The organism is Amycolatopsis sp. NPDC104775, from assembly GCF_055583325.1.
Map to the genome: position 1 here is coordinate 548,794 of NZ_JBVJOE010000003.1, position 10,798 is coordinate 559,591.

Here is a 10,798-nt window from a genome sequence, read left to right on the forward strand (position 1 = left end):
CCCCCTCCCTGCACCCCGCTACGGGTCCTCCTTGGGGTTGGGGGGTGTTTGTCAAGGCATCTTTCCCGCCTTGACAAGCACCCCCGAACCGTCAGCACACTCGGGCTTCGGGGTGCCCCACGCAACCACCCCGGCGCAATGTCGCCCCCCCAGGGCGACGAGCCGCCAGACCTCACCCCTCCCCAAACACCCCCACCAACTCCCCACCAGAAACCCGCCCCAACACCCCACCAGCCGCACTGTCCAGCGCAGCCATAATCCACTTCTCAAACCCCACCCCCTCCCGCTCAGCCGCAACCTGCCACCTCCGCACCTGCTCCCGAGGCGCACTGACCCTCGGCAACACCACCGGCCCAGGCCGAACCCGCCCCCCAGTCCGAGCCCGCCGAATACTCTCCCGCAACTGATTCCGCGACCACCGCAACCGCTCAGCCTCGTCCAGCCACCGGTCCTGCTCGGCATCCGGCAACGAAGCCACCTCGGCATGATGCTGAAAACTCAACCGCTCCCGCCGCCGAGGAAGCTCGAACCGCCGAGCCACCCACGCGTAATTCCGCAAAGTCTGATAATCCAGCCCAGCCTCAGCGATCGCGAGCCGATACCGATCGCGATACTTGCTCTGCCCGCAGATCAGCCAGTCCCCCAGGCACCAAGCACTGGAATCCGCGACCCGGGCGATCTGCACCCCAGCCCGCGCCCACCCTTCATAAGTGACCGTGGCCGGAAGCTTCAACCCGACCCGAGACAGCAGCACCTGCCCAGCCTCCGCAGGCCGCCGAGGCGCGTGCAAACCCTGGCGGGGCAACGTGACGGTAGTTCCCATTGTGCTCGACCTTTCCGTTCCGGAAGTTTCACGCGTCCCCGAGGAAGGACCGCGGCACTCGCGGCGGCCAGTCGCCCGCCTCGAGCACTCCGGACGCGTATGCCTTCGACACCAGCTCCGCCCGGTTCACGGCGTTGAGCCGCCGTTGCATGCCTTTGACGTGGTAATCCACCGCCTGCCGGCTGAGGTGCAGCCGTCCGGCGATCTGCATGCTCGACGCCCCGGTCGCGACCGCTTCCAGGATTTCCGCGTCGATCTTCGGCAGCCGTCGCGGCGACAGCGGCCCGTTGACCCGGCGGACGCGGCAGTGGTCGCACACCGTCGATTCGCCGGGCGCGCCCCGCGCGGGAAGGCCGGGGATCCGGTCGGCTGTCACGGTCACGTGCTCACTCCTCATCGGCGTCGGGAAGTCGGCCAGGGGTCAGTGGTTCGGGCCCTCGCCCGACTCCGTGCCCGGCTTGTCCCAGGAAGCGGCCACGACCGCGTTGTGCGGGGCCGGCTCGTCGACCGCGCAGTAGCCGCCCAAGCCGACCAGTCCGGCCGCGATCGCCGCCAGGAACATCCGCGCCGCCCGCTGCCGGGTGGTGGCGGCCTGGTCCCCGTTCACTGCGCTCATGCTGTCTCTCCTCGAACCCGTCGTTCTGCTTGACACCTATCGTGGACGGCGGAGTTTCCTGGGACATCCGGCTGCGATACCTCGGGCTCGCCGCCCCGAGGTATCAGTGACATAGCGGACATTTCGGACACCACTGCGAGGCGGCCGCGCGTCCCGCCGGCGAGACGTCGACCGCCGCGCGCTGTCTTGCGGGTCCCGGCGAAACCGGATTACGCTCGGCCGAACTTCCTCGATATCTCCTGAACGACGCACTCGAATTTCGGCGGCGAATACCTGATTCGAGGCTCCTTTGCCCTATTCCGAGAACGAAGGAGAACGCTCCATGCCCGCTGCACCGTTTTTCTCGCCATTGCCGATCGAGGTGCTCGACACGACCTTGCGCGAGGGTTCCTACGTCGTCGATTTCCAGCTCGACGAGAAATTCGTCACGACCCTGCTCGGCGAACTCGACGCCACGCCGGTGGAGAAGATCGAAATCGGGCACGGCATCGGTTTCGAGGCCGAACTCGCCGGGCTTCCGCCGTGCAATATCAGCCCCCGCCGCTGGTGCGCGCTCGCCGGGGCGGAACTGACCGCCTCGTCCTGGGGCATGTTCGCGCAGCCCGAGTTCAGCCGGCTCGAGACGCTCGAGGACCTCTGCCGCCGCGGCATGTCGTTCGTGCGGATCGGCTTGGCCGCCGACCAGGTCCGCGCGCACCTGGGCTACCTGAAAGCCGCCGCCGAGATCTGCGGCGAGGTCTACCTCAACCTGATGAAGTCCAGCGCCACCCCGCCGGAACGGATCCCCGCCCTGCTCGACGGCATCCCGGACGACCTCGCCGGGCTGTACGTCGTGGACTCCTACGGATCGATGCTCCCGCACGACGTCGGCGCTTACGTGGCCGCGGTCCGGCAGTGCAACCCGGTCGCCGGCTTCCACGGCCACGACAACCTCGGCCTGGCGAACGCCAACAGCCTCGCCGCGCTGGAGGCGGGCGCGAACCTGGTCGACGGCACGCTCGCCGGGCTCGGCCGCGGCGCGGGCAACGCGGAAACCGAATCGCTGGCCGGGATCCTGAGCCGCAGCGGCTCCGACCAGTACGCCTACCGCGACCTGGCCCGCCTCTCGCAGTTCTGCCGCAGCGGGCTGACCGGGCCGCCGGAGAACCGGAACCTGCAGGTGCTGGGCGGGGTCATCGGCATCCACTCCGGATTCTTCCCGCTGATCGAACAGCTCTGCGCGGACCACGGCCTCGACCCGGCCGAGGTGATGGAGACCGCGACCCGGCTGGCCCCGCACGCCGTCGGCAAGGGCGATCTGCGCGCCGCGGCCGAACTGCTCGCCCAGACCGTGGAAAACCCGCTGCTGGCCACAGTTTCCGGAGGTGCGCGATGAGGCTCGCGCGCTTTCCGTCCCCGGACGGGCACCGGATCTTCGCCGCCCAAGCGGGAACCTGGACCGACCTGGCCGACCTCGGCTACCCGGCCGGAACCCGCATCGCCGACCTGCTCGCCGAGTCCCGGCTGCCGGAACTCGCCGCGCAATTGAACGGTTCCGCCAGCGTCGATCTCGATGCCGCCGCGACCATCGTCGAAACCGGCGACATCTGGGGCGCGGGCCTGAACTACCGGGGCCACTCCGACGACCTCAACACCGCCCAGCCCGTCTCCGGACCGGGTTCCTACCTGCGTCCGAACAGCTGCCTGATCGGCAACGGCGGCCGGATCGAGCTGCCCACGCAGACCAAACGGGTCACCGCCGAAGCCGAACTCGGCCTGGTCGTGGGAGCCGAGTGCAAGAACGTGCCGCGCGCCGAATGGCGGTCCGCGATCGCCGGGGTCACCGCCGTGCTGGACCTGACCGCCGAGGACGTCATCCGCGAGAACCCGCGCTACATCCCGTGGGCCAAGGGTTTCGACACCTTCTGCAGCATCGGCCCGCAGCTGGTGACCCTCGACGAGTTCGACGACGCGGCGCTCGCGGAGATCCGGGTGTCGACGGTGCGCAACGGCGAGGTCGTCGCCACCGCGCACACCTCCGCGATGAAATACGACCTGGGATATCTGGTCGAGTATTTCTCGGCGGGCCGCACGCTCCGCCCCGGAACTGTCATCTGCACCGGCACTCCGGGAGCCGCGGTGCTCAGTCCCGGAGATTCGATCCGATCCGTCGTCGAGGGCGTCGGCACGCTCTCGCACACCGTGGTTTAAAGGGCGAGGTACTTTTCCATGAATCAGTTTTCGGTCGCAGCCGACCTCGAGAACGCCATTCGGAGCCACCCGGACCGCGCTGCCCTCGAAACCGGTGCCGGGATGCTCAGCTACCGGCAATTCGGCGCGCACGTCGCGGAATTCGCCGAGCAGCTGCGCGCACGCACCGAACCGGGCGATTTCGTCGGGATCGAGGCGGTCCGGTCGGCGGGCTCGATCGTCGCGATGGCCGGCGCGCTGACCGCCGGGCGTCCCTTCGTGTTCCTCGACGCCCGGGACAGCGAGGCGTCGAACCGCGCCAAGGTCTCGTCGCTGGGGATCACCCTCCTCGCGCATACCTCGCCCGAGTCTCCGCGGCCCGTGCTCGCCGAGCCGCCCGCCGAATGGCGCAGCGGACTGCGCCGAAGCGCCGCGGAGCGGCCGGGCGGGCTCGCCTACGCCATCCACACCTCGGGCTCGACCGGCGAACCCAAGTGCGTGCTGGTCCGCGCGGCCCCGCTGGCCCGGGTCATCCGGGACCACGTGCACCGCCTGTCGGTACAGCCCGATTCGCGCACGCTCCAGTTCGCCCGGCTGACCTTCGACGGCTGCGTCACCGAGATCCTCTGGACCCTGACCGCGGGCGCCTGCCTGATCGTCCTGGACGAGTCCCGGCTGAGCCCCGGCCCGGCCCTGCAGGCGACCCTGACCGGCTTCCGCGTCACTCACCTCAAAACGACCCCGTTCGCACTGACCGCGACCGAGCCGTCCCCCGCGATGTCCCTGCGGCACGTGCTGAACGGCGGCGGCGCGTGCCGTCCGGCGGTGCTGCGGAAGTGGTCCGCCGTGGCCGAGTTCCACAACGCCTACGGGACCACCGAAACGACCATCTGCAACTTCCTCACCGCCCCGCTTTCCCCGCAGGACTGCGCCGAGGCCGTGCCGCTCGGCGAGCTGATCGGCGAAGGCGACTACCGCATCGACCCGCTCCCCGGGGACTCCTCGCCGAACCGGGGCGAACTCGTCCTGACCGGCGAGTGCGTCGCCGCCGGATACCTGACCGCGGACGGCCTGCAGCCGTTCGGGAACGGCTACCGCACCGGCGACCTCGTCGAAAAGCGCGACGGCCGGATCTACTACGTGGAGCGCCTGGACCGCCAACTCAAGGTCCGCGGATACCGCCTGGACCCCGGCGAAATCGAGAGCGCGGCCTGCCGCCTCGCCGACGTCCTGGAAGCGGTGGTGACCGCCGAATCCCACGACGGCACAGCCGAATCCGACGCACTGGTCTGCTACTACGCCGGTGCCGCTACCGTGCGCGAAGTGCGGGCCCAGCTGGAAGCCGCCTTGGATCCCTACAAGGTCCCGTCGGTGATCCAGCAGGTCGACAAATTGCCCTACACCGCGAACGGCAAGGTCGACCACGACGCGCTGCGCACCGGCCGGCACAGGGAAACCGGCCCGAGCGAGAAGCCCGCCGATGCTGTCCTCAGCCTGGTCCGGAAGCTCACCGGAGTCGGCGACGCCGGTCTCGGCGACAACTTCTTCGCCATCGGCGGCGATTCGGCCTCGGCGGTGGTCCTGCTCGCCAAACTGAAGCAGCTCGGCTGGACAGACGTCGGCGTGCGGGACGTCCTGCGCGCGGAAAACCTCGAAGAGCTGGTCGGCGGGCTGTCCGGCCGGGGGGTGTGAGCGGGATGTGCGGCGTGTGCGGCACTTTCGCCCCGGACGGACGGCTCGACCGCGGTGTCGCGGCGGCCATGCACCGCCGGCTCGTCCACCGCGGGCCCGACGAAACCTATTCCCTGGACACGGAAACGCTGTCGGCCAAGCTCGGCCGCCTGGGCATGACCGGACTGGCCGACGGCTGGCAGCCGGCCGAAGACAGGCACGGCCGCTACGTGGCGATGACCAACGGCGAGGTCTACAACGCCCGCGAACTCCGCGCGAAACTGGGCGAAGACCGGCGCGGCAACGCGATCGACGTGGCGGTGCTCCCGGAACTCGTCGCCCAGTACGGCATCGACGGCCTGGCGATGGTCGACGGCCAGTTCGCGAGCGTCATCCTCGACCAGGCCGAAAACACCTTGTACCTGGCCCGCGACCGGTTCGGCATCTGCCCGCTCCACTACACGGCAGCCGGCTCGACCGTGCATTTCAGTTCGGAGATCACCCCGCTCGTCCGCTCAGCAGGCCGCGGCTGGAAGCTGGATCTCGGCGCCGTCGACCAATACCTCGCGCTGGGCAACATCGTCGCCCCGCGCACCCTGGTCGACGGCGTGCGCGCGGTACCGCCCGGCTGCGCGATCCGGTTCACCGCCGATCGCCAGGAAACCCTGCGCTACTGGCGTTACGGCGAATTCGAGCCCGGCCCGGTGTCCGATGCCGAGCTGAGGGACAGCCTGCGCGAGTCGGTCCGCGCCCGGCTCACCGCCGAGACCGAAATCGGCGCCTACCTCAGCGGCGGCTTCGACTCGACCGCGATCACCCTGGAATCGGCCGCCCTCCTCGACCACCCGGTCCGCACCTTCTCGGTGGTCTTCGACGACCTCGAACTGGACGAACGCCGGTTCCAGGACGAAGCCGCCGCCGTGGCCGGGAGCAAACACGAGCAGATCCGCTGCCGCCCCCACGACATCGCCGCGATGTTCGAGGACATGGTCCGGCACTGCTGTCATCCCCAGCGGGAAACCTACAACGTGGCCGCCATGATGCTGGCCGCGCACGTCCGATCGTCCGGGATCAAAGGCGTCGTCTCCGGCGAAGGCGCGGACGAACTGTTCTTCGGCTACGACTCCTACGCCTTCGACAGCGCCGCCCGCGCCCGGCCCGCCGCCCGCGCCGAGAACGAACAAGCTTGGGGCCGCGCGGACTTCAGCTGGGAAGTCGACTGGCGGGCCGTCGAACAGCGGCGCGCCGAATACCTCACCCCGCGCGCGACCGCCGAGGGAAACGAATTCTGGCGAACCAGGCTGCTTCCGTTCACCGACGCCGAGGTCAAGCAGCTCACCCCGATGCAACTGCGCTCGATCGCCGACGTCTACGTGCAGCTGTCCGGCCACCTCCTCGGCGACCACGGCGACGCGATGACGATGCGCAACTCCGTCGAAGGCCGCTACCCGTTCCTCGGCAATCCCGTCGTCGACCTCGCCCTGCGGACCGCGGACGACGCCAAGGTGGTCGACTTCGAAGGCAAAGCCTGCCTCCGCTCGGCCTACCAGGGCATTGTCCCGGATTCCGTGCTGCGCCGGGGAAAACACGGCTTCACCGCCTACGACCTGCAGTCCACTGTGGACCCTCAAACCTGGCGCGGATGGCGGGACCTCGTCGCGGACAGCGGCGCGTTCTCGGCGCACTGCCTGAATTCCGCTCACCCGGGCAAATGGGACTTCCGCCTCGGCGCGATCAGCATCGCCCTGATCATGGACGAACTGGGGCTCACGCTGTGAACCCCGCTGTGTTCTGTTTCCCCGGCGCGGGCTCGTTCGGCGCCGAATTCCGCGAACTTCTGCGCTCGCCGGACACCCACCTGGTCCGCTATCCCGGCCGCTTCGGCCGCGACTTCGGCCAGTGCGCGGGCTCGTTTCGCGAACTGGTCGATTCGTGCGCGGACCAGGTGCAGACCGAATCCATCCTGGCCGGACACAGTTTCGGCGCCTACCTGGCTTTCGCCGTAGCAGCACAGCTCGGCGCCAGCACACTGGTCGTCTCCGGCGCGAACGCACCGAATCTGGCGCAAGCACCCCCGGAACTCACCACCGACCGCGCCGCCCTCGCGGCCTATCTGGACACCATCGAATTCGCCAGCTCGCCCGAATGGACCGAGGTCGTCCTGGACACCGCGACCCAGGATTTGCGCCTGCTCCAGGAATTCCTTCCGACGGAATATTCCCGGTTGGACTGTCCCGTGCTCGCCGCGCGGGGAGAGTACGATCCGCTGACGTCCCTGCCCGGCCTCCGTGCGTGGCACCACGTAACCTCGGGCGAGACCAGCGTCCGCGAATTCCCGGGCGGGCACTCGGACCTGGTCCGCACCACCGGATTCGCCGACTGGCTGCGCACGGAACCCCTGCTGCCCCAAAGACTCTCGAAAGGCGCCTGATGGACCTCGGTCTCACCGCCCGCACCGCACTCGTCTGCGCGTCTACGGCCGGTCTCGGCGAAGCGACCGCCCGCGCCCTCGCCGCAGAAGGCGCGAACACAGTGATCTGCGGCCGACGAGGCGACCGCGCCCGAGAGATCGCCGCGACCCTGCCCAGCGCCGTCGGCGTAGAAGCGGACCTGCTCGCGGAAAACGGACCGGCCGAACTGCTGGCCGCCACGGCAAAAGCCTTCGGCCCGCCCGACATTCTCGTGCTGAACGGCCCCGGCCCGACCCCAGCCGCCGCGGCCGACCTCGACGCCGACAGCGTCGAGGTCGCCTTGAACAGCCTGGTACGCCAGCACATCCGACTGGTCACCCAGGCGCTCCCCGCCATGCGCGCCAACGGCTGGGGCCGGATCCTCGCGATCGGCTCGAGCGGCGTCGCCGCCCCGCTGCCGCACCTCGCCCTGTCCAACCTGGGCCGCGCCGCACTCGCCGGTTACCTCAAAACGCTGGCGGAAGAGGTAGCCGGTGATGGAATCACCGTGAATCTCCTGCTGCCCGGCCGAATCAAGACCGCCCGCCTAGCCGCAGTGGACGCGGCGACCGCGGAATGCACCGGACGCACCACCGCCGAAGTCGAACACGCCTCAGCAGCCACGATTCCCGCCCGCCGCTACGGCGAACCAGCCGAATTCGCCGCGGCCGCCGCCTTCTTGTGCAGCGCACCGGCCTCGTACATCACCGGCACCGCACTGCGCTGCGACGGCGGCCTGGTGCGCAGCCTGTGAATTCCCGCCCCGGGACAGCCGATGCCTGGCCGACGCAAGCCCGCACGCCGCGCCGCGCAGAACTCACCGCGCCCGAACATGCCCGCCGAGCCACCCCCGTCGTCCAGTTACGCAGCACCCCCGCCAACCTCACCGGTACCGCATCACGCTGCGACGGGGATCTGGTGCGCCCCCTGTGAACTCACGCCATGAAACAGCCGATGCCCAGCCAAAACGAACCCGCCCGATGAGGAAACTTCCCGCACACCGCACCCGCTTCGAGCTTCACCGGCACCGCATGACGTGGCGACGGAGGCTTGGTGCGCACCCCGCGAAATCCCGCCCCGGAACAGCCGCCACCCCACCGCAACAAACCCGTCCGATGAGGCGGCTTCCCCTGCCCCGCAACCGCGTCAGGCTTCACCGCACTGTAATGCGCCGCTACGAAGCCCTGGCGCACACCCCGCGAGCCCCGAAACAACCACAACAAACCCGCCCACCACGCCGACTCCCGCCGCACCGCACCCACCTCCGGCCCACCACCGCAGTACCCCGCGACGAAGGCCTGATACACCCCCGTGAAATCGTCACTTCTCGGTGCATTCGCTGGGCGGGCACGGGTTGGGCCCCTCGCCCGAATCAGCGCCGATCCCCTCCCCCACCGTGACCGAATGGCCCACCGGCGCCGCATTCGCTTCGGTCGCCGTCGCCGTCGCGCCGAAACCGATCAGCACCGCGAATCCGGCCGCCGCCGCGAGCCGCCGAAGGTTCCCCGTCACACCGTTCGCCTTGATCATCTTCGCCCCTTGCTCGTACCGTCTTCGGTGATGAATTCATCATGGGTCCGGCAGTTCCCCGGGAGATCCTTCGCGGATACCTCAGGCCGAGGGCGCCGGCGAAACGTGAGCATCACGCCAAGGCCGGATGTGCTCTGATGGGGTCCAGCGACCACGCGAGGAACCCGCCGGCGGCGATCCCGCAGCTCTCTCGCCGTCCGGTCCGACCACACACACGACGTCATCGTCATCGAATCGAGGGAACACATCATGGGGCGGCGGAACACCGAGGAGATCGACAGCGCGGCTCCCGCGCGGCACCCGGTGAATCAGCTCGAACCGGACGCCACGGTGCGGCTGCTGCTGGTCTTCCCGGACGCCTCGCTGGTGCGCGAGGCCGTCCGCTCCGGCCTGGACGTCAGCGCACTCGCGAACCCGGCCGACGCGCTCCCCCTCCCGGACAAACGCGTCTTCCACCCCGCCGACGGCGAAGACACCGCCACCGCCGTCGCCCGCTTGACGGAGCTGCACGGCTTCACACACGTCCTGGACGCCGACGGCCGCCCAGCCTCGGCCCCGCGCCTGCTCGCCGACCCCCGCGCCTTCCACCAGGCCCTGACCGAAAGTTCGCGCGCGGCAGCCAGGGAACGCACCGTAGAAACCGCCGAGGAACTGCCCGCCGCGGTCACCGAACTGGGCGGCGCCGTCATCATCGACGACACCGACGTCATCACCACGCCGGACGCACTGGCCCAGTGGATCCAGGACCACCCCTCCGGCCCGGTGACCGCGGCGGAACTGATCACCGGCACTGACCTGGTCGTCACGACCCTGACCGTCAACGGCATGCACCGCGTCGTCGCCATCACCGAACAGCGCCCGCACCACTACGTCTACCCCGCCACCCTGCCGGACCCCGACGAACGCCAAGTCCGCGCCGCCGTCACCGGCATGCTCGACCTGCTCGACTACGAATTCGGCCCCGTCCACACCCACGTCGTCCTGGCCGGCGGCGAACCGCACCTCATCCGCGCGACGCCGGGCTTCAACGTCCACCGCACCGCGGACCTGCTGGAAACCGCGACCGGCTTCGACGTCCGCACCGAACTCTTCCGCGCACTGGCAGGCGCCCCGCTGGACCCCCCGCGCCCCCGCTGGTTCGCCGCCGTCCCCGCCACCGCGCCCGCCACCGAGCCGCCCGCCGAAGGCATTTCCGCCGAAGCCGCACTGGCCAACCTGACCTCACCCCGACCGGAGTAGCGCCCCGCCAGTTCCGTGAGGGGAACCCCCACTCCCCCTGATTCCCCCAGGGTTCCCCTCACGGCCCGCCCCACCGCGAGGCGCACCTTCACGGCCCCAGCAACACCACCCAACAGGCACCCACTCACCCAACTGACCCCAGGCACCCAGCCCCCGCCCTGCACCCCGATCCGAAGCCCCCACACGGCGGGGGGGGGGGGGGGGGGGGGGGGGGGGGGGGAGTAGGGGGGGGGGGGGGTGGGGGGGGGTGGATTCGCCCCGCTGATCGCGACGGCGCTGCAGAGCTCGACCGGGACGTCG

At 69.8% G+C, this 10,798-nt stretch carries 11 protein-coding genes; 7 read left to right on the forward strand and 4 right to left on the reverse strand.

Annotated features, from left to right (window positions below; translation table 11 throughout):
• Positions 1-172 precede the first annotated feature (172 nt).
• Genes ACZ63D_RS16685 through ACZ63D_RS16695 form a run of 3 tightly spaced genes read right to left on the reverse strand, consistent with a single transcriptional unit; the run spans position 173 to position 1,439 of the window.
• Positions 173-823 (reverse strand): LmbU family transcriptional regulator, encoded by a 651-nt coding sequence (locus tag ACZ63D_RS16685; RefSeq protein ID WP_465355178.1) that lies wholly within the window; start codon positions 821-823, stop codon positions 173-175.
• A gap of 28 nt (positions 824-851) precedes the next feature.
• Positions 852-1,205: a response regulator transcription factor gene (locus ACZ63D_RS16690; protein ID WP_465355179.1), complete on the reverse strand. Its 354-nt coding sequence runs from the start codon at positions 1,203-1,205 to the stop codon at positions 852-854.
• A gap of 39 nt (positions 1,206-1,244) precedes the next feature.
• The gene (locus ACZ63D_RS16695) at positions 1,245-1,439 is read right to left on the reverse strand and encodes a hypothetical protein (protein WP_465355180.1); all 195 of its coding nucleotides are present in this window, start codon (positions 1,437-1,439) and stop codon (positions 1,245-1,247) included.
• 322 nt (positions 1,440-1,761) lie between these two features.
• On the opposite strand from ACZ63D_RS16695, the gene ACZ63D_RS16700 reads away from it, so the two are divergent.
• From ACZ63D_RS16700 to ACZ63D_RS16725, 6 genes are read left to right on the forward strand one after another with little or no spacing between them, the layout of a single operon-like run.
• Positions 1,762-2,814: a beta/alpha barrel domain-containing protein gene (locus ACZ63D_RS16700; protein WP_465355181.1), complete on the forward strand. Its 1,053-nt coding sequence runs from the start codon at positions 1,762-1,764 to the stop codon at positions 2,812-2,814.
• Positions 2,811-3,629 (forward strand): fumarylacetoacetate hydrolase family protein, encoded by an 819-nt coding sequence (locus tag ACZ63D_RS16705; protein WP_465355182.1) that lies wholly within the window; start codon positions 2,811-2,813, stop codon positions 3,627-3,629. Before ACZ63D_RS16700 ends, ACZ63D_RS16705 begins: the two co-directional genes overlap by 4 nt.
• Positions 3,630-3,647: 18 nt before the next feature.
• Positions 3,648-5,300, forward strand: a complete 1,653-nt coding sequence (locus ACZ63D_RS16710; protein WP_465355183.1) for a non-ribosomal peptide synthetase — start codon at positions 3,648-3,650, stop codon at positions 5,298-5,300.
• A gap of 5 nt (positions 5,301-5,305) precedes the next feature.
• Entirely contained in the window at positions 5,306-7,057 is a 1,752-nt protein-coding gene (gene asnB / locus ACZ63D_RS16715) for an asparagine synthase (glutamine-hydrolyzing) (protein ID WP_465355184.1), read from the forward strand.
• Positions 7,054-7,710, forward strand: a complete 657-nt coding sequence (locus ACZ63D_RS16720) for a thioesterase II family protein (RefSeq protein ID WP_465355185.1) — start codon at positions 7,054-7,056, stop codon at positions 7,708-7,710. Before asnB ends, ACZ63D_RS16720 begins: the two co-directional genes overlap by 4 nt.
• Entirely contained in the window at positions 7,710-8,483 is a 774-nt protein-coding gene (locus tag ACZ63D_RS16725; RefSeq protein ID WP_465355186.1) for an SDR family oxidoreductase, read from the forward strand. Before ACZ63D_RS16720 ends, ACZ63D_RS16725 begins: the two co-directional genes overlap by 1 nt.
• Before the next feature lie 566 nt (positions 8,484-9,049).
• Here the strand turns inward: ACZ63D_RS16725 and ACZ63D_RS16730 are convergent.
• Entirely contained in the window at positions 9,050-9,259 is a 210-nt protein-coding gene (locus tag ACZ63D_RS16730) for a hypothetical protein (RefSeq protein WP_465355187.1), read from the reverse strand.
• Between the two features lie 249 nt (positions 9,260-9,508).
• Here ACZ63D_RS16730 and ACZ63D_RS16735 point away from each other — a divergent pair, with 249 nt between their 5' ends.
• Positions 9,509-10,498, forward strand: a complete 990-nt coding sequence (locus tag ACZ63D_RS16735; protein WP_465355188.1) for an ATP-grasp domain-containing protein — start codon at positions 9,509-9,511, stop codon at positions 10,496-10,498.
• Positions 10,499-10,798: the final 300 nt, after the last annotated feature.

Coding starts and splice junctions, on each gene's coding strand:
- ACZ63D_RS16685 (WP_465355178.1), bottom strand. CDS start 823: ATGGGAACTACCGTCACGTTGCCCCGCCAGGGTTTGCACGCGCCTCGG.
- ACZ63D_RS16695 (WP_465355180.1), bottom strand. CDS start 1,439: ATGAGCGCAGTGAACGGGGACCAGGCCGCCACCACCCGGCAGCGGGCG.
- ACZ63D_RS16700 (WP_465355181.1), top strand. CDS start 1,762: ATGCCCGCTGCACCGTTTTTCTCGCCATTGCCGATCGAGGTGCTCGAC.
- ACZ63D_RS16705 (WP_465355182.1), top strand. CDS start 2,811: ATGAGGCTCGCGCGCTTTCCGTCCCCGGACGGGCACCGGATCTTCGCC.
- ACZ63D_RS16710 (WP_465355183.1), top strand. CDS start 3,648: ATGAATCAGTTTTCGGTCGCAGCCGACCTCGAGAACGCCATTCGGAGC.
- asnB (WP_465355184.1), top strand. CDS start 5,306: ATGTGCGGCGTGTGCGGCACTTTCGCCCCGGACGGACGGCTCGACCGC.
- ACZ63D_RS16725 (WP_465355186.1), top strand. CDS start 7,710: ATGGACCTCGGTCTCACCGCCCGCACCGCACTCGTCTGCGCGTCTACG.
- ACZ63D_RS16730 (WP_465355187.1), bottom strand. CDS start 9,259: ATGATCAAGGCGAACGGTGTGACGGGGAACCTTCGGCGGCTCGCGGCG.
- ACZ63D_RS16735 (WP_465355188.1), top strand. CDS start 9,509: ATGGGGCGGCGGAACACCGAGGAGATCGACAGCGCGGCTCCCGCGCGG.